At 50.9% G+C, this 25,645-nt stretch carries 24 protein-coding genes and 3 pseudogenes; 25 read left to right on the forward strand and 2 right to left on the reverse strand.

Annotated elements, in window-relative coordinates:
* Position 1 precedes the first annotated feature (1 nt).
* From C1A09_RS12745 to C1A09_RS16440, 23 genes are all read left to right on the forward strand, one after another.
* The gene (locus C1A09_RS12745) at positions 2-367 is read left to right on the forward strand and encodes a DUF4134 domain-containing protein (protein WP_007569248.1); all 366 of its coding nucleotides are present in this window, start codon (positions 2-4) and stop codon (positions 365-367) included.
* Positions 368-379: 12 nt separating this feature from the next.
* Positions 380-676: a DUF4133 domain-containing protein gene (locus C1A09_RS12750; protein WP_007569249.1), complete on the forward strand. Its 297-nt coding sequence runs from the start codon at positions 380-382 to the stop codon at positions 674-676.
* A gap of 106 nt (positions 677-782) precedes the next feature.
* Positions 783-3,488, forward strand: a complete 2,706-nt coding sequence (locus C1A09_RS12755; protein WP_101544838.1) for a TraG/VirB4 family ATPase — start codon at positions 783-785, stop codon at positions 3,486-3,488.
* 24 nt (positions 3,489-3,512) lie between these two features.
* Positions 3,513-3,923: a DNA-directed RNA polymerase subunit alpha C-terminal domain-containing protein gene (locus tag C1A09_RS12760; protein ID WP_007569251.1), complete on the forward strand. Its 411-nt coding sequence runs from the start codon at positions 3,513-3,515 to the stop codon at positions 3,921-3,923.
* A 33-nt stretch (positions 3,924-3,956) separates the two neighbouring features.
* On the forward strand, positions 3,957-6,512 hold the full coding sequence (locus tag C1A09_RS12765; protein ID WP_032587840.1) for a hypothetical protein: 2,556 nt from the start codon (positions 3,957-3,959) through the stop codon (positions 6,510-6,512).
* Positions 6,509-7,231, forward strand: coding sequence for a hypothetical protein (locus C1A09_RS12770; RefSeq protein ID WP_007569256.1), 723 nt, complete (start codon positions 6,509-6,511; stop codon positions 7,229-7,231). The genes C1A09_RS12765 and C1A09_RS12770 overlap by 4 nt, the downstream gene beginning before the upstream one ends.
* A 155-nt stretch (positions 7,232-7,386) precedes the next feature.
* The gene (locus tag C1A09_RS12775; RefSeq protein ID WP_007569258.1) at positions 7,387-8,145 is read left to right on the forward strand and encodes a DNA-methyltransferase; all 759 of its coding nucleotides are present in this window, start codon (positions 7,387-7,389) and stop codon (positions 8,143-8,145) included.
* A gap of 75 nt (positions 8,146-8,220) precedes the next feature.
* Entirely contained in the window at positions 8,221-8,988 is a 768-nt protein-coding gene (locus C1A09_RS12780; protein WP_007569261.1) for a DUF5045 domain-containing protein, read from the forward strand.
* Positions 8,989-9,001: 13 nt separating this feature from the next.
* Entirely contained in the window at positions 9,002-10,135 is a 1,134-nt protein-coding gene (locus C1A09_RS12785; RefSeq protein ID WP_008655099.1) for a membrane protein, read from the forward strand.
* 27 nt (positions 10,136-10,162) lie between these two features.
* Positions 10,163-10,777 (forward strand): conjugative transposon protein TraK, encoded by a 615-nt coding sequence (traK, locus tag C1A09_RS12790; protein WP_007569263.1) that lies wholly within the window; start codon positions 10,163-10,165, stop codon positions 10,775-10,777.
* Positions 10,778-10,790: 13 nt separating this feature from the next.
* The gene (locus C1A09_RS12795) at positions 10,791-11,174 is read left to right on the forward strand and encodes a hypothetical protein (RefSeq protein WP_007569264.1); all 384 of its coding nucleotides are present in this window, start codon (positions 10,791-10,793) and stop codon (positions 11,172-11,174) included.
* A gap of 72 nt (positions 11,175-11,246) precedes the next feature.
* Positions 11,247-12,398 (forward strand): conjugative transposon protein TraM, encoded by a 1,152-nt coding sequence (gene traM, locus C1A09_RS12800; protein WP_007569265.1) that lies wholly within the window; start codon positions 11,247-11,249, stop codon positions 12,396-12,398.
* Between the two features lie 13 nt (positions 12,399-12,411).
* Entirely contained in the window at positions 12,412-12,765 is a 354-nt protein-coding gene (locus C1A09_RS12805) for a hypothetical protein (RefSeq protein ID WP_007569266.1), read from the forward strand.
* Positions 12,762-13,574, forward strand: a complete 813-nt coding sequence (locus tag C1A09_RS12810; RefSeq protein ID WP_007569267.1) for a DNA-methyltransferase — start codon at positions 12,762-12,764, stop codon at positions 13,572-13,574. Before C1A09_RS12805 ends, C1A09_RS12810 begins: the two co-directional genes overlap by 4 nt.
* A 9-nt stretch (positions 13,575-13,583) precedes the next feature.
* Positions 13,584-14,435: a conjugative transposon protein TraN gene (gene traN / locus C1A09_RS12815; RefSeq protein ID WP_007569269.1), complete on the forward strand. Its 852-nt coding sequence runs from the start codon at positions 13,584-13,586 to the stop codon at positions 14,433-14,435.
* Positions 14,432-14,944 carry a hypothetical protein gene (locus tag C1A09_RS12820; RefSeq protein WP_007569273.1) on the forward strand — a complete coding sequence of 171 codons (513 nt, stop codon included), beginning with the start codon at positions 14,432-14,434 and terminating at the stop codon, positions 14,942-14,944. Before traN ends, C1A09_RS12820 begins: the two co-directional genes overlap by 4 nt.
* Positions 14,945-14,951: 7 nt before the next feature.
* Positions 14,952-15,623 carry an Lcl C-terminal domain-containing protein gene (locus C1A09_RS12825; protein ID WP_007569275.1) on the forward strand — a complete coding sequence of 224 codons (672 nt, stop codon included), beginning with the start codon at positions 14,952-14,954 and terminating at the stop codon, positions 15,621-15,623.
* Between the two features lie 4 nt (positions 15,624-15,627).
* A complete protein-coding gene (locus tag C1A09_RS12830; RefSeq protein ID WP_007569279.1) occupies positions 15,628-16,110 on the forward strand; it encodes a hypothetical protein in 483 nt (160 codons plus the stop codon).
* Between the two features lie 7 nt (positions 16,111-16,117).
* Positions 16,118-18,304 (forward strand): type IV secretory system conjugative DNA transfer family protein, encoded by a 2,187-nt coding sequence (locus tag C1A09_RS12835; protein ID WP_007569281.1) that lies wholly within the window; start codon positions 16,118-16,120, stop codon positions 18,302-18,304.
* A gap of 228 nt (positions 18,305-18,532) precedes the next feature.
* Entirely contained in the window at positions 18,533-19,297 is a 765-nt protein-coding gene (locus tag C1A09_RS12840) for a type IV toxin-antitoxin system AbiEi family antitoxin (protein WP_032571833.1), read from the forward strand.
* On the forward strand, positions 19,290-20,201 hold the full coding sequence (locus C1A09_RS12845; RefSeq protein ID WP_007569286.1) for a nucleotidyl transferase AbiEii/AbiGii toxin family protein: 912 nt from the start codon (positions 19,290-19,292) through the stop codon (positions 20,199-20,201). Before C1A09_RS12840 ends, C1A09_RS12845 begins: the two co-directional genes overlap by 8 nt.
* 59 nt (positions 20,202-20,260) lie before the next feature.
* Positions 20,261-20,710, forward strand: a complete 450-nt coding sequence (locus tag C1A09_RS12850) for a GNAT family N-acetyltransferase (protein ID WP_007569289.1) — start codon at positions 20,261-20,263, stop codon at positions 20,708-20,710.
* Positions 20,707-21,570 (forward strand): helix-turn-helix domain-containing protein, encoded by an 864-nt coding sequence (locus C1A09_RS16440; protein ID WP_007569291.1) that lies wholly within the window; start codon positions 20,707-20,709, stop codon positions 21,568-21,570. The genes C1A09_RS12850 and C1A09_RS16440 overlap by 4 nt, the downstream gene beginning before the upstream one ends.
* A gap of 14 nt (positions 21,571-21,584) precedes the next feature.
* On the opposite strand, the pseudogene speD reads toward C1A09_RS16440, so the two are convergent.
* Positions 21,585-23,096 (reverse strand): annotated as a pseudogene (gene speD / locus C1A09_RS16560) (adenosylmethionine decarboxylase); the annotation flags it as partial.
* Positions 23,097-23,202: 106 nt separating this feature from the next.
* On the opposite strand from speD, the pseudogene C1A09_RS12865 reads away from it, so the two are divergent.
* Positions 23,203-23,496, forward strand: a pseudogene (locus C1A09_RS12865) (type IV secretory system conjugative DNA transfer family protein); the annotation flags it as partial.
* A 405-nt stretch (positions 23,497-23,901) separates the two neighbouring features.
* Complete coding sequence (locus C1A09_RS12875) at positions 23,902-24,795, forward strand: DMT family transporter (RefSeq protein ID WP_007569300.1); 894 nt, start codon at positions 23,902-23,904, stop codon at positions 24,793-24,795.
* A 2-nt stretch (positions 24,796-24,797) separates the two neighbouring features.
* Here C1A09_RS12875 and C1A09_RS12880 read toward each other — a convergent pair.
* A pseudogene (locus C1A09_RS12880) lies at positions 24,798-25,517 on the reverse strand (helix-turn-helix domain-containing protein); the annotation flags it as partial.
* Positions 25,518-25,645: the final 128 nt, after the last annotated feature.

Genomic DNA, 25,645 nt, shown 5'->3' on the forward strand with positions numbered 1-25,645 from the left:
CATGTTTCAAAAAACAAAAAGACAAATGAAAAGAATGTTTTCTGCTAAAAAGGTACAGATGCTCACACTGATGTTGCTGTGTGGCACGACGGCCGTCATGGCCCAAAACTCCGCAGGCGATTACTCCGCCGGTACGACCGCACTGGCGACCGTGACGGAGGAAATCGCCAAGTACGTCCCCGTCATGGTCAAACTGTGTTACGCCATTGCCGGTGTAGTGGCTATCGTAGGCGCTATCTCGGTGTACATCGCCATGAACAACGAGGAACAGGACGTGAAGAAAAAGATTATGATGATCGTTGGCGCATGTATTTTCTTAATCGCTGCCGCACAAGCACTTCCGATGTTCTTCGGTATCGGCGCATAACCCTCCCGCACGATGAAAGGCAAGGACGAACGCTATCCCGACTACCCGCTGTTCAAGGGCCTGCAACGGCCTTTGGAGTTCATGGGTATTCAGGGACGCTACATCTACTGGGCGGCGGGCGTTGCCGGCGGAGCCATCGTCGGATTTATCATCGCCTACTGCCTCGTGGGTTTCGTGGCCGGACTGGTCGTGCTGGTTGCGGTCGTCTCGACGGGTATTGCGCTTATCATGCTCAAACAGCGGAAAGGGCTGCATACCAAGAAAGACGGTCGCGGAGTGTATATCTACGCCCACTCGAAGAAACTGTGAGAAGAAAAGAAAAACCATCACGGGCAACGTGTGGTCTTGTTGAATGTTGAACGCGGGCCGGCCGCCTGAAATCCGGGTGGACCGGCCTTTTTTATTGTATTTTGAAATGACCTTGTACATCATTCTACTTTTTATCGCCTTGTGTGCCGGCATGGCCCTGTCGGTCTATGCGTTCGGTACCGGAGGCAAGCGTAAGCGTATCTTTCAGGACATCTATTTTTCTGTGGAAGATACGAACGGCGTGGGCGTGCTGTACACCAAGACGGGCGAATATTCAGCCATCCTGAAAATAGAGAATCCCGTGCAGAAATACTGTGCGAACATCGACAGCTACTACGAGTTCACGCACCTTTTCACCGCCCTCGCGCAGACGCTCGGCGAAGGATATGCCCTGCACAAACAGGACATCTTCATCCGGAAACAGTTCGAGAACGAGACGGGGGACAAACACGAGTTCCTCTCATCGGCCTACTTCCGTTACTTCAAGGGGCGTAACTATACGGACAGCTTGTGTTACCTGACCATCACGCAGGAGGCGAAGAAGAGCCGCCTGTTCTCGTTCGACAACAAGAAGTGGCGCGACTTTCTGGTCAAGATACGCAAAGTGCATGACCAGCTGCACGATGCCGGGGTACAGGCCAGGTTCCTGAACAAAGCCGAAGCGAGCGAATACGTGGACCGCTATTTCGCCATGAACTTCAAGGAGCGGATCGTGTCGATGACCAACTTCAAGGCGGACGACGAAACGGTCTCGATGGGCGACAAACGCTGCAAGGTATATAGCCTTGTCGATGTGGACTGTGCCGCACTGCCCTCACTGATACGGCCTTACACCAATATAGAGGTCAATAACACGGATATGCCCGTGGACCTGCTGGCTGCCATCGACAACATTCCGAATGCGGAGACGGTCGTCTATAACCAGATTGTCTTCCTGCCCAACCAGAAAAGGGAACTGGCCCTGCTGGACAAAAAGAAGAACCGGCACGCCAGTATTCCCAATCCGAGCAACCAGATGGCCGTGGAGGACATCAAGCGGGTGCAGGAGGTCATCGCGCGGGAAAGCAAGCAGCTCGTGTACACCCATTTCAACCTGATCGTCGCCGTACCGGCCGATACGGACCTGCAAAAATGCACGAACCACTTGGAGAATGCTTTCGGACGTATGGGTATCCATATTTCCAAAAGGGCGTACAACCAACTGGAACTGTTCGTGAACTCGTTTCCGGGTAACTGTTACGGCATGAACGAGGACTATGACCGCTTCCTGACGCTGGGTGACGCGGCGATGTGTCTGATGTATAAGGAGCACATACAGCACAGCGAGGAGACACCGCTGAAAATCTACTACACAGACCGCCAAGGCGTGCCGGTGGCTATCGACATCACGGGAAAGGAGGGGAAAAACAAGCTGACGGACAACTCGAACTTTTTCTGTCTCGGTCCTTCGGGCAGCGGCAAGAGCTTCCACATGAACTCTGTCGTGCGCCAGTTGTACGAGCAAGGAACGGACGTGGTGATGGTCGATACGGGTAACAGCTACGAGGGACTTTGCGAATACCTCGGCGGCAAGTACATTTCCTATACCGAGGAAAGACCGATTACGATGAACCCATTCCGCATCAATCGGGCGGAAATGAATGTGGAGAAGACGGGCTTCCTGAAAAACCTCGTGCTGCTCATCTGGAAAGGCTCGCAGGGTACGGTCACAAAGACAGAGGACCGCCTGATAGAACAGGTCATCACGGAGTATTACGACACTTATTTCAATGGGTTCGACGGCTTCACACCCCTGCAACGGGAGGATTTGCGTAAGGGGCTGCTCATCGACGACCGTAACCATGCCGAGAAGCAGGACGAGGACGAAGGAGAGCGGACCGGGCGTATCGAGCGCATGATCGACGAGATGGAACGCCGCCGTAAGGAGTTGAAAGTGGAAGAGCTGTCGTTCAACTCGTTCTATGAATTTTCCGTGCAGCGCATCCCCGACATCTGTGCCGAAAACCATATTTCGGGCATCGACATATCGACGTACCGTTACATGATGAAGGACTTCTATCGGGGCGGCAATCATGAAAAGACGCTGAACGAGAACATGGACAGTTCATTGTTCGATGAGACGTTCATCGTCTTCGAAATTGACAGTATAAAGGATGATCCTCTCCTGTTCCCTCTTGTCACACTGATTATCATGGATGTATTCTTACAGAAGATGCGTATCAAGAAGAACCGCAAAGTCCTGGTCATAGAGGAAGCGTGGAAGGCCATTGCCAGCCCGCTCATGGCCGAATACATCAAGTTTATGTACAAGACGGCCCGTAAGTTCTGGGCCTCGGTCGGCGTGGTGACGCAGGAGATACAGGACATCATCGGCAGCCCTATCGTCAAGGAAGCCATCATCAACAACTCCGACGTGGTGATGCTGCTTGACCAGAGCAAGTTCCGCGAGCGGTTCGATGAAATCAAGGCTATTCTCGGACTTACCGACGTGGACTGCAAAAAGATATTCACCATCAACCGGCTGGAAAACAAGGAAGGGCGCAGCTTCTTCCGAGAGGTGTTCATCCGCCGGGGGACGACCAGCGGCGTGTACGGCGTGGAAGAACCAAGAGAGTGTTACATGACCTACACCACCGAGCGGGCGGAGAAAGAAGCCCTGAAACTCTACAAGCGGGAATTGCGGTGCAGCCATCAGGAAGCTATCGAGGCGTACTGTCGGGATTGGAACGCCAGCGGTATCGGAAAATCCCTGCCGTTCGCCCAAAAGGTCAACGAGGCCGGGCGGATATTGAACCTTCATGTAAAACAATAACAATCAAATCATCAATTACAGAAAATGGAAAAGATAGACATCAGCCAAAGTGTGAAGACACTTGAGTTCGGGAGCAAATATGAAGCCCGTATCCAACGGATATTCCGTGAGTTCGACATCAAAACCATCCGGGATTTGTGCCAATGGCCCGGAAAGGACTTGGTAAGGGTACGCGACATGGGAAGAAAAAGCATCGAGGAAATAGAGGATGTTCTGGAAAGGTACAATCTCCGGTTGGGAATGCCCGGTAAGGAACTGGACGAATACGCCGGTATCGGAAATTCCGTGCAGGACGAGGAAGAAGAGGCGAAGTGGGAACAACGCAGGTACGAGATAGCCAAGGAGGTATTCATACACCACCGTCTGGTGGCAAATTCCGCCGTATATGAGGCCGACGAACTGATACGTGCACTAAGAGGCATGACGCGCCGTTGACGGGGGCTGTTTTTAACCGGGGAGGAATCCATGATGAAACGGCTGTCACTTATCCTTATGCTCCTGTCGCTCGTTGTCGTACAGCACATCCACGCGCAGTATTACAGCGTGAACTACGATGCGCGTACCGTGGCGGCAATGGCTACCGCTTTCGGTACGGAAGCCGTGGCGGAAAGCTATTACCGGGAGCAGGTCGATGACATACTCAAGCACTACAATGCGGCGGAAGTGGCCACGGCGGGGATTTTTGCCTCCAAGTTCTTGGAGCATAAAGCCTTTTCCGACCTCGGTATCTGGAACAGCAGTACGGAGAACTACTACTACCGCCGCATTTACCGCATGGTCTCGGAGAAGATCATACCCAAGATATGGGTGGTGGCGAAACTGATGCTCCGCTCACCGCAAACGGCTATCTACTGGGGCAGCTACCTGATGAAAATCTGCGACGAAACGAAAAGCCTGTGTATGCAGTTCGAGAGTGTAGTGACGAACAGCACGTTGGGCTTTTCGGACATCGTGTTTCTGGAAATCAACCGGAACATCGCCCCTCTGTTGAAACTCTCGGAGATAGGCGACATCGACTGGCAGCACATGCTGGACGACATCGCCAGCGTGCCGGGCAATTTCACCAAGGAGAACCTGCAACACGACATCGACAACCTCTACAACATGGGTGTCGGTCTCGCCTCGGCAGGTATCGGGAACATTGGTGACGCCCTGTTGCAAACCAGTTCGTTCCATGAGCTGATGGGCGGCAGGGTCAGCAAGGTCATCGACCTGTATGACCATTACGGTGCGCTCTTCGAGCAGGCGGAGCATGACCTCGGCGGCCTGCTGATTGACATGGTGGGCGGTGAGGACAACGTGGCGGGACTGTTCGATTTCAGCAACTACGACCTTACCTCCTGGATGACGGACTATCTGGACGAGACGGCGGGAAACTACTACACGCAACGGTGGTATATCGCCCGGCGTGAGCAAGGGAGTATCGCCTTGTGCGACTACTACCCGCCGACGGACGATAACAGCATACTGAACGGCGGCGAATGGACGCGTTTCGAGACAACCGATCCCGACTTTTATCCCAATGCCTCGCAACGGGAGCAGGCGCTCGCCAATTCGGAACGGTACGCCGGTTGGTCGAGAAGCCGGGTACAGCAGCTCAACAACCAGAATGACGGCTATACCTATAGTATCAACTACTGGCAGAACGGCTATATCATCAGCCGGGGCGGCAAACAGACGAAGAAGGCATACGCCTACGAAATCCATGTGAAGAAAAGCTGGAACCGGGAAGAGGTCGTCTATGAAGAGGTGTTCGATTCCTACTCGATGGACCTGAACACGTTCAAAGCCGGGCTTAACGCCCGACTCTCGGAGTTCAACGACAACGAGGAAGGTTATACCTATTATATAGCTTCTGACGCGCGGAACTATTATCAGGCGACGGACGCCGCGAAATTGCAAGGCTGCGAGAGCGTGACCATCAGTGTAACCTGTTCGGACGGGGCTACGCTCGGTCAGGGCACGACGCAGTACAAGTGCCGAACGTGCGGCAAATCCCTGAACGCCCATTCAAAGGAGTGTGCCATGCAGACCACGGTTACGGAGAACGAACTGGACTTGTCCGAGCTGGACGCCATGCTGCAGGAGGCAGAGAATCAGGTAGCCGCCATCCAGTCGCAAATCAACGCGTTGGAGAGCGAGAATGCCGACCTGCTGAAAAAAATCGCCGAGGCAAGCGTGGAAGATGCGGCGGTGTACCGGCAGCAGTACAACGCGAACAAGACACAGATAGACCGCCTGAAAAGCGAGCTGTCCGAATGGCAGAAGAAACAACGGGAATACACCGACGCGAAAACCGAGGCGGCGGGCGATAACGATGTGGCAACAGACGACTATTACCGCATACCGGCCATCATGCAGGACTGCAAGACGGCTTACAGCCTGTCGTGGCAGGACGGCGGGGCGTGGAACGGCTACACCTATGTCCGTAAGGCGACCATGCCGAACATCAACGGGGTCATCACGTTCAAGGCGACGGTCTCGATAGCCCGCAAACCGAAATATTTCCTCGGTATCAAGATACACCGTGCCATCGTGCAGATCAGTTGGGAACTGACCACGGAATACACCGACACGTATGTGGCCGACGTGCTGACGCTCGACCCTAACCTGTCGGACGCGGAGAAAACGAAACTGGTGAACGACCGTATTGCGGAGATTGCACGAGAGCATCCTTCGTGCAAGATCACGACGGAATATGCCCGTACCCCACCATTGGAAGAGACTCCGACCGGGGAGGTGTACCATCTGCTGTGGTCAAGCGACCGGCTCGAAATCGCACGGGAAGTGGATTCCCGGATTACGATGATATATGCCGACCTCGTGTCACTGGAGAAGATGATGCACTACAAACGGAGCATCATCGACGTGCTGAAGGACGTGCTGCCCGAATTGGATATGGACGAGGGACGCAGGCTGACGCTCGTGGAGGAATGCCACGAACGCTGGGTGGAGAATGCGCGGAACCTGCGGAGCGGAAACGGCAGGAACGGCAAAGGCAGCGGAAAGGAGGTGCGGCCATGAAACGTGCCCTGCTGATGGCAGTCGTGCTGCTGGCTCTCCTGCCCGGCATTGCCAAGGCGCAATGGACGTTCGACATCGTGTCGGTAGAAGCCTACATCAACGACCACAAGAAGCAACGCAGCCTGCTGCTGGCCCGCAGTACGCTGGAATACAGCAACAAGCTGCTGCACGAGTACAGCCGCAAAGAGGTCGGCGAGTACAAGGAACTGAATGTGGACTTGGACCGCTACACCCGTGCCTTCGACGTCATCGACGTGATGTACCAGTCCTTGCGGACGGTGCTGAACGTGAAAAGCACCTATACGGCGGTCAGCGACCGTATCGGCGATTACAAGAGACTGCTGGAGGACTTCAACGATAGAATCGTGAAACGGGGGCGCATCGACCCCGGCGATGCCGTGATACTGGCCATCAACGAAAAGGCAATACGGGACATCGCCGATGACGGGAAACAGCTTTACAAATCGGTCAGTGACCTCGTGCTGTATGCCACAGGGGCGGCAGAATGTTCGACCTCCGACCTGCTGATGGTGCTGGAAGCGGTGAACACGTCGCTGGACGACATCGAGCGGCACCTGAACCGGGCGTATATCGAGACGTGGCGGTACATACAGGTGCGCATCGGTTACTGGAAAGCGAAGATTTACCGTCCCAAGGTCAAGGAGATTATCGACGGGGCTTTCGGACGATGGCGCAAAGCGGGACGGCTGGATTATTAACGAACGATAAAAGGGAAAGAAGGCAAACTATCTACAGGTTAGAGTTTGACTTCCATGCCATCGACATCGGGAAATAAAAACAGAGAAAGAATTTTTAGTACAAACAAGCCTATTGGGATTATACCAAGGGATAAAAAGACATTCAGATTGATGCAATGGAAAAGATTGTTTTTGCAAAAGACATTACGTTATATAAGGCCGATTGTCTTGAAGTGATGCCTTTTCTTCCGGAATCAAGCATTGATTTGGTTTTATGCGATCCCCCTTTTGGAATTACAGCTTCACAGTGGGATAAAATAATACCATTCCCGGAAATGTGGAAAGAGATCAGGAGAGTCAGGAAAGAAAATGCACCTACGGTCTTATTTGGCAGCGAACCGTTCAGCAGCTTTCTACGCTGCGGCAATTTAGATGAATTTAAATATGACTGGGTTTGGGAAAAGTCAAAAGCAAGCAATTTTCTTCTCGCTAAAAAACAACCTCTAAAAGCACATGAGCTAATAAGTGTCTTTGGCAAAGGCAGAACCCCTTATTATCCAATCATGGAGGAAGGCGAGCCTTACGGGAACCGCACGAAGAGAGGAAGCAATTGGACAGGGATAAACAATGTACCCAATCCTACATTCAGGCATGAAAACAAAGGGACAAGATATCCACGAAGTGTGATATACTTCAAAACAGCGGAATCGGAAGGCAAAACGATTCATGTCAACCAAAAGCCGATTGCATTATTGGAGTATCTGATAAAAACATACACAAAGGAAGGAGATACTGTCCTTGATTTTGCTTCGGGGAGCATGAGCACCGCAATTGCCTGTATCTATACGAATAGAAAATGTATTTGCATTGAAAAAGACGAGACATATTTCTCGCAAGGAGAGAAACGAGTCAGGAATGAATACCAATATTTATGACAGTAAAGGAAGCTCAAAAAAAGTATGACTATACGATATAAATAACTGTAAAATAATGAATAACCGGAAATTAATATGAACAGAACTCTCTTACTCATGGCGGTTGCAGCAGTTGCAACGAGCGGTGTCAAGGCGCAGTCGGTTACTTACAACCATGACTCGCCGAAACAGAACCAGATTACGGTTATGGAAACCGGTACGGGCGCTCTGTCGCCCGAACTTTATTACACGCTGCTGCACAACAAGTACAAGAAGTCGGCGGCAAGCAAGAACAAACTGTCGTTCCGCACGCTGGCGGGTGTGAACCTGTACAACCAGACAGACGAGGCGGAAGCCATCGACTCGGCACTGGTCAAGCGGGCCGAAATCGAGGCACTGAATGTAGCCGACCGGCAGATTGACCTCGCGTGGCTGGCCGAGGGCGATAAGATAAACGCTCAAATGGAACGGCTTCAGCGCAACATCGACCGCATCCCCCTTGCCGGGGGCACAACGGACGACAGGGAGCGGTGGACGGAATACTACCACGTCTACCAGTGCGCCATTGACGCTACGAAGGACGCCTACATGCCCAACGCACAACGGAAGAAAGAGTACCTGCGAATCTACGAGGACGTGGTACGGCAGAACGAGATTCTGGTCGGCTACCTTGCCCGAAGACAGAACGCCACGGTTGCGAACGGGCTGCTGAATGCAACCGCCGACCGGAGACTGGACAAGGGCGGTATCGTCCGCGAGGCGATGGGCCGGTGGAACGAATCGCGTTCCGCCGTGCGAGGGGCGCAATCGGGCGGCGAAACTGATACGGGAGACGGAGACGAGACGGTAAACAGAAAGAACTAAAAACACACAACGTATGGCAGACGGAAATATTCTTTCGGATTTCGGTATCGACCTCTTGGAAGAGGAAATCGACGACGTGATTTTTCAGACCAACGAGTTTCTGACCGATGCGACCTTTACCGGCTCGCAAGGTCCCTTCTGGTGGATTCTTCAAATGTGCATGGCACTGGCCGCCCTATTCGCCATCATCATGGCGGCAGGCATGGCGTACAAAATGATGGTCAAGCACGAGCCTTTGGACGTGATGAAGCTCTTCAGACCGCTGGCCGTGTCGCTTATCCTCTGCTGGTGGTATCCTCCGGCAGACACGGGCATGGCAAACAGCGGGAGCAACTGGTGCTTTTTAGATTTCCTCTCCTATATCCCGAACTGCGTCGGTTCGTACACACATGACCTGTACGAGGCCGAAGCCTCGCAAATCTCGGACAAGTTCGAGGAAGTGCAGGAGTTGATTTACGTGCGCGACACGATGTACACTGCCCTGCAGGCACAGGCCGATGTCGCCCATACGGGTACGTCGGACCCAAACCTTATCGAGGCAACGATGGAACAGACAGGTGTGGACGAGGTAACGAACATGGAGAAGGATGCGGCGAAGCTGTGGTTCACCTCGCTGACTTCGGGGGTAATCGTGGGGATTGACAAAATCATCATGCTGATAGCCCTTGTAGTATTCAGAATCGGTTGGTGGGCTACCATCTATTGTCAGCAAATTCTTTTGGGAATGCTCACCATCTTCGGCCCTATACAGTGGGCGTTCTCGCTCCTGCCCAAATGGGAAGGTGCGTGGGCGAAGTGGCTCACGAGGTATCTGACGGTGCATTTCTACGGGGCGATGCTCTACTTCGTGGGCTTCTACGTGCTGCTGCTGTTCGACATCGTGCTGTGCATACAGGTGGAGAACCTGACGGCAATCACGGCGAGCGAGCAGACGATGGCGGCTTACCTGCAAAACAGCTTCTTCTCCGCCGGCTACCTGATGGCGGCAAGCATCGTGGCCCTGAAATGCCTGAACCTCGTTCCCGACCTTGCGGCATGGATGATACCGGAGGGCGATACGGCGTTCTCGACCCGAAACTTCGGTGAGGGCGTGGCGCAGCAGGCCAAAATGACGGCGACGGGCGCAATGGGTACGGTAATGAGATAACAAAGTAACGATAAATATTCAAACAAAATGGTCATCAAGAATTTAGAGAACAAAATCAAACTGGTCGGAATTATCTGCACCGCCTTTCTCGTGGGGTGCGTCATCATCAGCATGTCGAGTATCTGGACGGCCCGCATGATGGTTACGGACGCTCAAAAGAAGGTGTATGTGCTGGACGGCAACGTGCCCATACTGGTACGCCGCACGACGATGGAGGAAACGCTCGACGTGGAAGCCAAGAGCCATGTAGAGATGTTCCACCACTACTTTTTCACGCTTGCCCCTGACGACAAGTACATCCGCTACACGATGGAGAAAGCGATGTACTTAGTGGACGAAACGGGCTTGGCACAGTACAACACGCTCAAGGAAAAAGGTTTCTACTCGAACATCTTGGGAACGAGCGCCGTCTTTTCGATTTTCTGCGACAGTATCGCCTTCAACAAGGAGAAGATGGAGTTTACCTACTACGGACGGCAGCGTATCGAACGGCGCAGCAATATCCTGATGCGCGAACTGGTTACGGCGGGACAGCTCAAGCGTGTACCCCGGACGGAGAACAACCCGCACGGGCTGCTCATCGTGAACTGGCGCACACTGCTGAACAAGGACATCGAGCAAAAGACGAAAAGCAACTATTAACACCATCAGCCCTATGAATATCAAAGGATTCAGACGTATGCTGTTCGGTGAAAAAATGCCGGACAGGAACGACCCGAAATACAAGGAACGCTACGAGCGTGACATAGATGCCGGACGGCGTTTCGCCAAGGCAACACGCATCGACAAGGCTGCGGCCAAGGTGCAGGGCTTCGCCAACATGCACCGGACGCTGTTTCTCGTCATCGTATTTGGCTTCGCCATCTGCGGGCTGACATGGAATATTTACCGCCTGACGGTGGTGTACCGCCATCATCCGACCCGCCGGACGGCCACGGAGATGCAGGATTCCGTGCTCCGGGAACGGCATAAGATGCTTTCCGTACCGCATGTACGAAGATTCGATACGAAGGAAAGTGGTACGGAAAGGCCGGAATAGAACGGCAGGCTTATGAATATGCCGTTTGAGAGAACTATAAGCAAGTATGTGCAACTCAATTAAAGGGAAACAATGAACAATATCTTCAAGAGAATTAATTTCAGGCAGCCAAAGTATATGCTTCCGGCTATCCTCTATATTCCCCTTCTCGGCACGTCGTACTTCTTTTTCGACCTGTTCCATACCGAGAAGGTCGAGGTACAGGATAAGACACTCCAGACGACCGAGTTCCTGAATCCCGAATTGCCGGACGCCCAAATCAAGGGTGGCGACGGTATCGGCAGCAAGTATGAGAACATGGCCAAATCATGGGGCAAGATACAAGATTATTCCGCTGTGGACAACATCGAGCGGGACGAACCGGACAATAACCAAGAGGAATATGAATCGCAGTACACCGAAGAGGACATCGCCCTGCTTGACCGGCAGGAAAAGGAAAATGATCTGGCAGCGGAAGCGGCCGATGCCAAGAGGCGGGAACAGGAGGCTCTCGCAGAACTGGAAAAAGCACTCGCCGAAGCGAGGTTGAGAGGACAACGGGAGGTCATGCCGTCCGAAACGGACAGCACCGCAACGGCGGCTCCGCCGGACACGATGACGCAGGCCAAGGGAACCATCGACGAGGAAAGCCGTTCGGTCAAAGCTCCTGCGGAGACGGACAAGGCAAGCGAGGTGGTGAAGAAGGTAAAGACGGCTTCGGACTACTTCAACACACTGGCGAAAGACGCTCGGGAACCGAAACTCATCAAGGCGATCATCGACGAGAACATCAAGGCCGTGGACGGCTCGCGTGTGCGGCTGCGCCTGCTGGACGACATCGAAATCAACGAGAGCGTGGTCAGGCGTGGTACTTACCTGTATGCCACAGTCAGCGGTTTCTCTTCCGGACGTGTAAAAGGAAGCATCAACAGCATATTGGTGGAGGACGAACTGGTCAAGGTCAGCTTGTCAATCTACGATACGGACGGGCTGGAAGGACTTTACGTACCCATCAGCCAGTTCCGCGAGACAAGCAAGGATGTGGCGAGCAGTGCCATGTCGGGCAGCATGAACATGAATACCAGCGGATACGGTAACAGCCTCGCCCAATGGGGTATGCAGGCGGTGAACAATGCCTACCAGAAAACGAGTAACGCCATCAGCAAGGCTATCAAGAAAAACAAGGTGAAGCTGAAATACGGGACGTTTGTGTATCTGGTGAACGGACGGGAAAACAGGAACTAAAAGGGCAGTGACAATGGAATCAGACATATCAAAACTTCATAAGGGAACGGACGGCTTCTATTACGAGGACTACATCGCTCCCGATAAGCCCGAAACATTCGTTGGGAAGCTCGTAAGTACCGAATGGTGGCACAAAGGGGTACGATTCGCCCTGATATGCAACTTTCAGGCAGAAGACGGGCGGAGGATTGCCTTATTCGCCTTCCAGAAGCATACCGGTTTTTACGGGCCGAGAGACGGTGCGGTCAATTTCAAACATGTGGAGAAGAATACCCTCTGGGAGTGTGAAATCCGGAAAACCCGGACGGAACGCTGTACCTGGATGAGCGCCCGACAAATTGTAGAACTGAAAACAGACGCAATATGATAGAGACGGATCGCATTTACCTTATGGACTGCATGGAGGGCATGAAACAGATAGCGGATAGTAGCGTGGACGCCATAATCGCCGACCTGCCTTACGGGGTGTTAAATCGCAGCAATCCGTCGGTGAACTGGGACCGCCAGATACCGTTCGCAGCCTTGTGGGAGCAATACCGGCGGATTACCAAGCCGGACAGCCCCATTATCCTGTTCGGACAGGGGCTTTTCTCCGCATGGCTCATGCTGTCGCAACCCCGGCTATGGCGGTACAACCTCGTGTGGCAGAAAGATCGGGTGACGGGACATCTCAATGCCAAACGTATGCCGCTCCGGCAGCACGAGGATATTCTGGTATTCTATAAAAAACAGCCGGTCTATCATCCGCAGATGACACCGTGTCCTCCGGAACGGAGAAATCACGGGAGGCGTAAAACGGAGGGATTTACCAACCGTTGTTACGGAACGATGAAACTCTCACCGGTACGCATAGCCGATGACAAATATCCGACCTCGGTCATCTTCATGCCGAAGGAACACAAGAAAGGCGCGTTCTACCACCCGACACAAAAGCCCGTGGCGTTGATGGAGTACCTGATACGGACCTACACCGACGAAGGCGATGTTGTACTGGACAACTGTATCGGGTCAGGCACAACCGCCGTGGCCGCTATCCGCACGGGACGACACTACATCGGATTTGAAATCGAACAGGTGTACTGCGAGATTGCCGAACGGCGGATTCAGGAGGAACTGGAATGCAGGAACAAAGCACAAGAGGAAAAAGAGATAAGGGAAGAAAAACAAAATCAATAAATCAATGACATGGACAAAAAAGGAATCGTAACGGCATTTCTTCTGGCGGCAGGACTGCTGGGAACGCCGAATGTACAGGCACAACGAACCTACGAGGAGATGGAACAACTTACGGTAAATGAACAGGTAACGACGGTCATCACGGCCTCGGAACCGGTACGCTTCGTGGACATCTCCACCGATAAGGTTGTCGGTGACCAGCCGATAGATAACATCGTCCGCCTGAAACCGAAAGAGGGCGGACACGAGGACGGCGAGGTGCTGGCCATAGTGACCATCGTAACGGAACGCTACCGCACGCAGTATGCACTGCTCTACACCACACGGGTGCGGGAGGCGGTAACTGACAAGGAAATCCAGTTGCAGGAACGAAACGCCTACCACAACCCGGCGGTCTCGATGTCCACCGTGGAGATGACACGCTTCGCCCGGCGTATCTGGAACTCGCCCGCGAAGATCCGCAACGTCGCCACCAAGGCACACCGCATGACCATGCGGTTGAACAACATCTACACCGTGGGAGAGTATTTCTTCATCGACTTCTCAATAGAGAACCGGACGAACATACGTTTCGACATTGACGAGATACGGGTGAAGCTGGCGGACAAGAAACTGACCAAAGCGACTAATGCGCAAGTCATCGAACTGGTCCCGGAACTGGTGCTGGAGACGGGCAAGACGTTCCGGCACGGCTACCGGAATGTGGTCGTGGTCAGGAAAATGACGTTCCCGAACGACAAGGTACTGACCATCGAGATGACGGAGAAACAAATCAGCGGGCGTGCTATCAGCCTGAATATCGACTATGAGGACGTGCTGTCGGCCGATTCGTTCAGCACGGCATTGCTGGAGGAGGAATGACAATGAGAAAGACGATTATCCTGACGATTGCCTGCATGTGCCTCGCCGTCGGCGCGAATGCACAACGGGGCAGCGGCCGCCTTTCGCTCGGAGCGGGGCTGCTGTACAAGAACGGGCTGGACGTGACGCTGGCCTACGAACACGAGATGAACTACCGCCATGCGTGGGAGTTCTTTGCCAACGGCTACCTGCAATGGGCAGAGTGCGAATCCTGCAAGCATGTATGCCCGAAATCTTTCTGGCAGAATTACCGTACCTACGGCTTCGGCGTGGCTTACAAACCCTGCGTCACGAGGGGACGCAACCATTACGGAAGCCTCCGTATCGGGGCTTCGGGCGGAAGCGATACGAGGAAGTTCCTTGTCGGGCTGCATTTCGGCTACGAGCACAACTATGTGTTGCGGGCGGGCTGGACGCTATACTGGCAAGTCAAGGGAGACGTGATGATAAAGGGGGCCGATGTGCTGCGTACAGGAGTTGCCCTCGGTATTAAACTACCTATAAAATAAGGGAAAGATGAAACAGAACACTATCAGAAAAACGTGCCAGGTAGTGCCGGTTCTCCTCATAACCGGGGCATTGGCTGCCTGCGACGCACATATAGAAGAACCCGACAAGACGGTACGTCCCGGACATGTCCTCTGCGTGGACGGCAAGGCCGTGCCGTACAGCGAGTATGAAAATTCCGGGAAACAGGCGATTGCCGTCGTCTTCCATACCTATTCGGACGGGGAAACGGAAGGAAACGGCTATGCCGTCTATCTGTGGGACATGACGCCGAAGGCTTTTGCCGACAGCCTCGGTGTCGAGCAGGGTACGTCGGCGGACATTGCTGCATACGACGGGAATGAGAACACGTTCGCCCTGTACGATACGGAAGAAACGGCCTCGCCGATGGCTGAAGCCGTTTTTGCCTTGTGGAAATACGGACAGAGCGCCTATATCCCCTCGGTGGCACAGATGCGTCTGCTGTATTCGGCACAGACCGTCATCAATCCGATTATCGAGAAATGCGGCGGCGACCCGCTGCCGACCGAGGCCGACGAGTGCTGGTATTGGACATCGACGGAGGTGGAAGGACAGCAGACAGTCAAAGCATGGCTCTACTCGACAGCCAGCGGAACCATGCAGGAAACGCCCAAGACACAGGCGCATAAAGTGCGTCCCATTATAACCATCAACAACTGAATTTATGATTATGAACGGAATTAAAGATTTTCAAGCACCACAGTATGTGGATATAGTACATCCGGACAAAGGATTCTTCGGGTATCTGTTAAGATGCAAATGTCCTAAACAAGAGGACGTTTCCGGTAATTTCATATTCCTCGACGATGGAATAGACTGCTACAAGAGGTTTCCCTCCGTAAAGAATCGCAGGGAAGAAATCCGGGCAGAATGGAACGGCCGTATCAGCCGTTACCATGATATTTTCCAAGGTCAGCTCTGCTATGTCAATGAAGAATTGATTGAAGATTTCATTGATTTCATGACTTATGGCTCTGACAATGCCGTCCGGATTTTCCTTGAGAAGTTTACAGCGGAAGTACGGGCTTCTGCAATATATGACGGGCTTAAACCTCTATATGCAGTTTCCCATGTCTGCCAGCTTTCCGCTGATAACCGTATGCAATGGCCTCACATCCACGTCCTCTGGGGTATTAAAAAGAATTGACATAGCAATGGAAGAGAGCAAGGAATTACAGGGATTTTACCGGATATTCCGTGCGGTGGTGTATGTCTCCGTACTGATGGAGTTTTTCGAGTATGCCATCGACCCGGCCATGCTGGACCACTGGGGCGGCATACTCTGCGACATTCACGGACGTATCAAACGGTGGGCCATCTATAACGACGGCAACCTCGTGTACAGCAAGGTCGCCACGGTGCTGCTGATCTGCATTACCTGTATCGGCACCAGAGCCAAGAAACATTTGGAATTCAACGCCCGGCGGCAGGTCTTGTACCCGCTCGTGAGCGGCTTTGCCCTGTTAGTGCTGTCCGTATGGCTGTTCGGTCATCCGATGGAGACGCGGTTCTACACGCTGCCGCTGAACATTATTCTCTATATGGCGGTATCGCTCACGGGGGTTATCCTCGTGCATGTCGCACTGGATAACATCTCCAAGTTCCTCAAAGAGGGACTGATGAAGGATCGTTTCAATTTCGAGAATGAAAGTTTCGAGCAATGCGAGGAACTGATAGAGACTCCGTACAGCGTGAATATCCCCATGCGATATTACTACAAGGGCAAGTTCCGTAAAGGCTGGACCAATATAACCAACTGTTTTCGTGGAACATGGGTAGTCGGAACACCGGGGTCGGGCAAGACATTCAGTATCATCGAGCCGTTTATCCGACAGCACTCGGCCAAGGGGTTCGCGATGGTGGTCTATGACTACAAGTTCCCGACGCTGGCCACGAAACTGTACTACCACTACAAGAAAAACCAGAAGCTCGGAAAGTTGCCCCAAGGCTGCCAATTCAATATGATTAACTTCGTGGACGTGGAGTACAGCCGCCGGGTAAATCCAATTCAGGCAAAATACATCAACAACCTCGCTGCGGCGAGCGAAACGGCGGAAACGCTGCTGGAATCCCTGCAAAAAGGCAAGAAAGAGGGAGGCGGCGGCAGCGACCAGTTTTTCCAGACTTCGGCTGTGAACTTCCTCGCCGCCTGCATCTACTTTTTCGTGAACTATGAACGCGAGCCTTACGATGCCAAAGGAAACAAATTGTACGCTGAAAAACGGCAGGACCCGGAGACGAAATTCTGGAAACCGACGGGTGTGGTACGCGCCAAAGAGGGCGGGGAAATCGTTGAACCTGCCTACTGGTTAGGCAAGTATTCGGATATGCCGCATATCCTGTCGTTCCTGAACGAGAGTTACCAGACCATCTTCGAGGTACTGGAGACCGACAACGAGGTTGCCCCGCTGCTCGGTCCGTTCCAGACCGCTTTGAAAAATCGCGCGATGGAACAGTTGGAAGGTATGATCGGTACATTGCGCGTCTATACCTCTCGTCTGGCGACCAAAGAGAGTTACTGGATATTCCACCGTGACGGTGATGACTTCGACCTGAAAGTGAGCGACCCGAAGAATCCGAGCTACCTGCTGATAGCGAACGATCCGGAAATGGAAAGCATTATCGGAGCGTTGAACGCCCTTATCCTGAACCGCCTCGTTACCCGTGTGAATACGGGACAGGGCAAAAATGTCCCCGTGAGCATTATCGTGGACGAGCTGCCGACGCTGTACTTCCACAAGATAGACCGCCTGATCGGCACGGCACGAAGCAACAAGGTGAGCGTGACGCTCGGCTTCCAAGAACTGCCGCAGCTCGAAGCGGATTACGGGAAAGTGGGTATGCAGAAAATCATCACGACGGTGGGTAACGTGGTGAGCGGTTCGGCCCGTGCCAAGGAAACGCTGGAATGGTTGTCGAGCGACATCTTCGGCAAGGTGGTGCAAATCAAGAAGGGTGTCACGATAGACCGGGACAAGACTTCCATCAATCTGAACGAAAATATGGACAGCCTCGTACCCGCCTCGAAAATCTCGGATATGCCGACGGGCTGGATCTGCGGCCAGACGGCACGGGACTTCATCCAAACAAAAACCGGCATAGGCGGCTCGATGAACGTGCAGGAAGCGGAGGAGTTCAAGACCTCGAAGTTCTTCTGCAAGACGGATTTCGACATGAAGGAAATCAAGAAGGAGGAAGCGGCGTATGTACCGCTGCCGAAGTTCTACACGTTCAAGTCGAGAGAGGAACGGGAACGCATTCTTTACCGGAATTTTGTGAATGTGGGAATGGAGGTGAAAGAAATGATAAAGGACGTGCAGAACAAACGAGGGGCGAAATAAGAAACCTGTTTCCGATATGAGGGAAAGTAAAAAAAATGCCTGCAATGATTCCGCGATTATTGCAGGCGTTTTGGCGTTTCCGGTATCTTGGAAAATCCTGTGGAGTTGGTTTTGGTATTCAATACTACACAAAAAGTATATTATACCGAAACAAAATCAACTTTCAAGACCTTTGGAACGGAAAATAATGCTACCTTTGCAGTTGAAAAAGAAAACAAATCATATACTGTGGATATAGAACAAAAAAGCAAAATAAACCAACTGCTGCTTTCCGCCACTCCCAAAGGATTGTTATTCTCCGAATGGCTGAAAAGGAACGGTTATTCCGACCAGTTGATAAAAAGATACCGGGAATCCGGCTGGCTTGAGATGCTGTCAAAGGGAGTCATGTACCGAACGGGAGACAGCCTGTCGGCATACGCCGCATTGTCCTGCTACAACAGGCAATTGGGCAAGACGTTCCGTGTCGCAGCTCATTCTGCATTGGAACTGTTCGGCTTCAACCACTATGTGCCTATGGGGAAACCGTTGCTGATGGTGGCACACGGCAAACAGCGTGTTCCGGAATGGATACGCCACGATGTTTTCGACAGGGTGATAAAACCGTTTTCCACCGATACCTTTTCAGAACCGCAGACCGCAACGATTGTGAAATACGAAGTGGATCTGCTGGTTTCTACACCTGAACAGGCATTCTTGGAATGTCTGTTGCTTGCACCGCAACAATATTCCTATATGGACTTGTTCTATATGATGGAACAACTGACAACGCTGCGTCCCGAAATGCTACAGCAACTGCTCGAAACGACCAAGAACCTTAAAGTAAAGCGTATGTTCCTTTATATGGCAGAAAAAGCGGGACACTATTGGTTCGAGGCACTTGATACATCCAAAATAGGACTGGGAACCTCCAAATTGCAACTGTCAAAAAACGGGATTTATATCTCCAAATACAAAATAACCGTACCTAAAGAACTGAACGAATATGAATGACATCTATAAAAAACAGGTGGCATTGTTGATACGCATTATGCCGTCCGTGTACCGCATCAAAGATTTTGCTGTGCATGGAGGTACGGCTATCAACCTGTTTCATAAAAACATGCCTCGCTATTCAGTCGATATAGACCTCACCTATATTCCCGTAAAGGAAAGGGCCGAGAGTCTGGACGCAATCAACAACCATCTGCGAACTTTGAAAAGCTACATAGAAAAATCCATACCGGGCATAAAAGTGATCCACAAGCATGATGTCTGGAAATTACAATGTACTTTGGACGGTGCGACCGTCAAAATCGAAGTGAACGGGACAAAGCGGGGTATCATCGGAGAGACAGAGGACAGGAAACTGTGCGAACGGGCTGAAACGGAGTTCAATATGACCTGTAAAGCACGTACAGTTTCTTATTCGCAGCTTTACGGGGGCAAAATTGCAGCGGCATTAAGCCGCCAACACCCACGGGACCTGTTCGATTGCAAGTATATGGAAATGGCGTCGTTTCATGATGTCAAGAACGGCTTCATGCTTTGCCTGTTGGGGAGCGACAAGCCTGTCATCGAATCTTTGCAGCCGAACGCCATCGACCAGACGGAAGCACTGGAAAAGCAGTTTGAGGGAATGTCCGATACTCCATTCACTTATTCGGATTATGAAGAGGCAAGGCATAACCTCATTCAGCAGGTAAACGACAGCCTGACCGAAACAGACCGGGAATTTCTTCTGTCATTTGAAAACGGCGAACCCGATTGGGAAAAATGCTGTGCCGGAGATTTAAGCCGCTATCCGTCCGTAAAATGGAAATTACAGAACATTGCCAAGCTGAAAAAGAGCAATCCTCAAAAGCACAAGGCGGGATTGGAAAAGCTACAGACCTTCTTATTTCCGAAGAAGGGATAAGTTTTTATGGGCATCATGCCGGACAGATTGGTGTTAACGGAAAAACAATATTTGGAATCATGTACAATATGCGAGAAATAAAAGAGGAAGACTTTGAAGCGGTGGCAAAATTTGAAATTGAAATTTCTGAAATCTCATTCGGAGAAAAGGCTATTACTGACCTCGAGTTCCACTGCAAGAAATTAGCCAAAGCAAAAGACCGACGCGGAATGATCGTGATAGAAGACACGGAATCCGGTAAAATTGTGGGCTGGGTATGGATGGAGAAAAAGCAGAACAGCCTGACCGGAGAGGTTTATGCCAACTTCAAGTCCATTTATGCGGATGAGTGCATTCGAGGAATGCAAATTGTAGACGACCTGTTTGAAAAAAGCATAGAATATGCGAGAGAGTGCAAGGCGGCTTATATTGTCGGCAAGGTTCATGCCGGGAACGTACCGATGCGCTCTTTGTATAAAAAGCATTGCTTCGAGCCAACCCATGTAACGATGGAAAGGAAATTGTTATGATAACGTCCGGCATACAAAGTTTTGCTCTCTCGCATGGCGAACAATACAAACACGGAAGAACAAGCCTGCGTGACTTGTCAGGTAAACTGCCTTTCGTGGCAAACGGGTGTACCATGCTGTTATGCGTTGAAGGCCGGGCTGTCGTAACCACCAATACACGAAAACGGACATTCCGCAAAGGTGATTTGCTTGTGTTGTTTTCGGACACCTTATTTGCACCGCTGTGTGTTTCTCCTTCATTCACGGCAGAATATATATCCTTGTCATTGGAACTGACAGGGGAGATTTTCTACAAAATGACTTCCCCCGCATTTTGGGACGGACTGTATGAATATCCGGTCTGCCGACTTTCGGAAGCACAATACTCATTGGCAGACGGAGTGTTCAAGCAGATGATATGGGCGATGGAGAACGGTGATGAAGAAAGCCGGAAAAACATCCTGCAAAATTGCATTTACAATGTTTTTCTGGCTTTAGATATTGTGTTCAAGCCGATGTTTCCCGACTTGGGCAAGTGTTATCAAAAGGATCAGTCAAGGGTGCTGTTCGGCAAGTTCATGTCACTGCTGGCTAAGAATTTCCATGTAAAAAGAGATGTACGATATTATGCGGACAGGCTTTGCATCACGACCGATTACCTTTATAAGATAACCTGCAAAATAGAACAGCGGACTCCGAAGGAAATCATTGACCTGTTTGTCGTAACGGAACTCAAACGCTATTTGGACAACACAGAACAGTCCGTCAAAGACCTGGCCCGTCTGTTCCATTTCGAAGACGCGTCGTACCTTTGCCGCTTTTTCCGCCGCACGGCAGGCTGTTCCGTTTCCGAATACCGCAACAGGCTTAGCCGCTCATAGGCTCCCCGTATCAAATCGCTGTATTCCACTTTCGCACATCCGAGCCGCTCCTGCAAATAGTCGAAAGCAGTCCACGGACGGACATTGGTGCCGCATGTGAACAAATCGACAGCGGCATAACCACACTCCGGCCACGTGTGTATGGTCAAGTGGGATTCTTGGATGACCACCACACCGCTCACACCCACTGGGGCGTATTTGTGAAAGTTTTCCTGTACTATGGTCGCTCCGGCACTTACTGCCGCTTCGTGCATGAATGTGCGAATCTGTTCCACATCGTCCAGTTTTTCCGGGTCGCAGTTGTAGAAGTCTGCAAGGATGTGATGCCCTAAGGGAAGGTATTGCTTTTTATCCGTATTCCCGTTTTTGTGCAGTCTGTCGAAAACCGTAGCTCCGCATACATTGCAGCCTTGTTTTTTCAACTCCCTGATGGTCTGATATTCCGCCTCTTTCCCCACGGCATAGACTTTGCCGCATTGCCGGCAGCGGTAACGGTTTTGCCGGAGATTGCGGTCTGCGGTGTAGATGTCATCGCGCCCTCGTTTTTCGAGAGGAAACAAGGCGCGTGTACGTTCTGTCGTTTCCAGGACAAAGAGCTGTCCTTTGTTGCCCAAAAGAGATGCGCCCATGTATTCATTGAACCGGGTGAACATCTCTTTGATGGCCAGTCCGTGCAGTTGGAAACATTTTTGCAGAAAGTAAACCTCCGTTGCCGACTTGTTCCCGAACGAGAAAAAGATTCTCAATCCGGACTCTTCTTTCAGTACGCTAATGGCACGTGACAGGAACAAGGAAGCTCCCTCTTGCGTATAAGGCGGATCGGTGAACAGGCAGTCGAAACGCCCGCACAAATGCGGAGGCAGAGGCATCCTCAAATCCACCCGTTCACAACTTATCGGCAGGGCGAACCGTCCGGCCAGCCGCTCCAGACACTCGATATAACGACCGTCCATCTCAAGTACATGGATGTGTGTCGGGCAGATGCTTGGACCGGGATAAAGTTCTTTCAGCAGAAACCCGATGGCAAGGCTGACAAAATCATCATCGCCCATGCATACGATTTGTCTGCCTGTCAATGTGCCGTTTGCCAAGCAGAGCAAAGCCCTGCGGAATGCTGTCTGTACGGTACATTGGGCTTGGTCCAGTGCTACATCCGCTACGGGGCGTTCGTCGAATGCCGCACGGTATTTTTTACTCAGCGCGTCAGCGTATGCGTCCCTTGCCTGTTCGCTTTCCGCCAGTCGGCGATACAGGCAGAGGTCAATCCCCTTGAATCCAAGAGCTTGTTCCACATACTCCTTTCCGTTATGAGTAAGCCCTACGCCTCCGCTGCATTGTTCCAATATGCCCAGCCTGATACCTTCGTTCTTTATGGCGGTCACGATAGGTACCGGCAAGAGTAATTTTTGAGAGAGGGCTTTGTTGGAAAGTGGCGCAAAACAATACAGCTCCTGAAAATAAAGTTCAATAATCCGTCGGCTATCCTTAATTGATACTGTCTTAAATATTTTGTCGATATAATCCATTTATTACATATCGTTGATTTACAGGCTGCAAAAATAGAACAACATCATTAAGTAATAGAGAGCAAAATCCTGCTGATATGGGTACTTTTCAATACAAAGGCAGATAGGTTGGATATATGGCCAGACGGCTCAGGACTTCATCCAAACAAAAACCGGTATAGGCGGCTCAATGAACGTACAGGAAGCGGAGGAGTTTAAGACCTCGAAGTTCTTCTGCAAAACGGATTTCGACATGAAGGAAATCAAGAAGGGGGAAGCGGCGTATGTACCGTTACTGAAGTTCCACACGTTCAAGTCGAGGGAGGAACAGGAACGCATTCTTTATCGGAATTTCGTGAATGTGGGAATGGAGGTAAAAGAAATGATAAAGGACGTGCTGAACAAACGGGAAACTAAATAGAAAGCCAGATTCCGATATGAGGGAACTAAAAAACGCCTGCAATGATTCCGTGATTATTGCGGACGTTTCGGCGTTTCCTATCTATTGTGAAAATCTTATAGTTCAAAATCAGCTTCTTGCGGCCCTACATAAAAGAAGGGAAATCAGGTGTTTTTTATATAACGGGTACATTTACCAGTCCCCCTTTTTTTGTATAATACCTGCATCTTCCGTTTTGGAGATAAACTCCCGAACCTGTTTTTCGGACAGTATATCTGCGAATATTTCCTTGAGGACAGCCCGGTTGATACAACCATTTTTACGGAAACAACAATAAAATCCTTTCAGTCTTTTACCGCAGTTTCGACGGGAGTTTATGAAAATAAAGTCGTATCTTTGCACTCTCTATCAAACAGATAAATCCATGTGAACAAAGGGTTGAACGGACATATCGCCATGCTTTCGACACAAATTATTTGTGGTTTGAATGTACCTGTCGGTAAATCGCTCCTGGCAGAGTGGATGACACCGATTGGGCTTGCCTCCTCTCGTGTTTTATTCGCCACGCTGATATTTTGGACGATCGGGCTTGTTTTCAGGAGAGAAAAGGTCAATGCCAAAGACTTGATGGTGATTGCTTTGGGCGGTATTTCCGGTGTTGCTTGTACTTATCTTTCCTTTGCGTGGGGACTTAATTATACGACACCAGTTCACTTCGCACTTATTGTCGCCTTAAATCCAATCGTAGTTATGCTCTTTTCCGTATTGTTTTTAAAAGAAGCTATCAACCGGCGGAAGTTGACAGGTGTTCTGTTGGGAATTGCAGGAGCATGGGTCTTGATTTCACAAATGGATATTGCCGCATCCGTTGAAAATCATATACTTGGCATTGTTTTCGCCATCGTCAATACAGTTATGCTCGGATTTTATCTGATTATCATCCGAAGAGTGGCGATAAAATACTCTCCTGTCACACTTCAAAAATGGATGTTCCTATTTGCAGCATTGTCCATGCTGCCGTTCAGTATAAATGAATTGTACGTGCAACCGCTTTATCAGTCCGCGTTCTGTTGGCAACCATTACTCCAGCTTGTATTCGTATTGTTGCTGGCAACTGTTCTCAACAATCTGCTATATCCCGTCGCTCTCAAGGGGATACAGCCCACCACTGCCAGCATTTACATCAACCTACAGCCTATTATAGCTTCTGTCGTTGCCATTTTAATCGGGCAGGACATTTTTAGCTGGGATGAACCGGTTTCGGCCATACTTGTCATATCCGGTGTTTTACTGGTCAGTCATTCACAAAATAAAAAATAAAGCTAATTTGCGGTTCTGTATTCATTGGGCGTACACCCGGCCATTTTCTTGAACCAACGGCTGAAGTGTTGCGGATATGGAAATCCAAGTTCATAGGATATTTCACTTATGGACTTCGCCGTATTGAATACCCGCTCTTTAGCGACATCGAGCATTTTCTGCTGGATGTGTTTCAGGGCAGGCATTCCCGTTTCTTTTTTCATCAGGTCACTGAAATAATTCGGGGAAAGACAAAGTTTGTATGCACAATATTGCACAGTCGGCATCCCTCCATGCCTTGCAGGGGCATCAGAGGCGAAATACTCATCCAGAAGGTCCTCGAAACGCGCTAACAGGTCGTGATTGGCATTGTCGCGGGTGATGAACTGACGGTCGTAGAAGCGGATGCAATAATCAAGCAGCAGCTTGATGTTATCCACGATGAGCGAACGGCTGTGCTTGTCGATAGGATACTGCAGCTCAATGCGAATTTTTTCCATACATTCTATAACCGTCCGTCTTTCTTGTTTGGAAAGGTGCAGGGCTTCGTTGGCATTGTAAGAAAAATATGAATAATCTTTCATTATATGCGCCAATGGTGTACCTCGCAGAAATTCGGGATGAAATGCAACAACCCATCCTTCGGGCTGGTGCAGCTGCCCGTCATCTTCAGATCCCATTACCTGACCGGGGGCGAGGAAAAGCATCGTCCCCTGCTGATAATCGTATATACTTTTTCCATATCACTACTGTCCAAAGAAATTTTCTCAGACATGATTTAAATTAGTTTATATTAATGCATTACGCGAATAAAATTTTTCCGGGATTTGATTTTATACTTTTGCAAATAGTATTGCAAGAGATAGAAATC

It is taken from the genome of Bacteroides cutis (genome assembly GCF_900241005.1).
In the GTDB taxonomy this organism is placed as follows: Bacteria; Bacteroidota; Bacteroidia; order Bacteroidales; family Bacteroidaceae; genus Bacteroides; species Bacteroides cutis.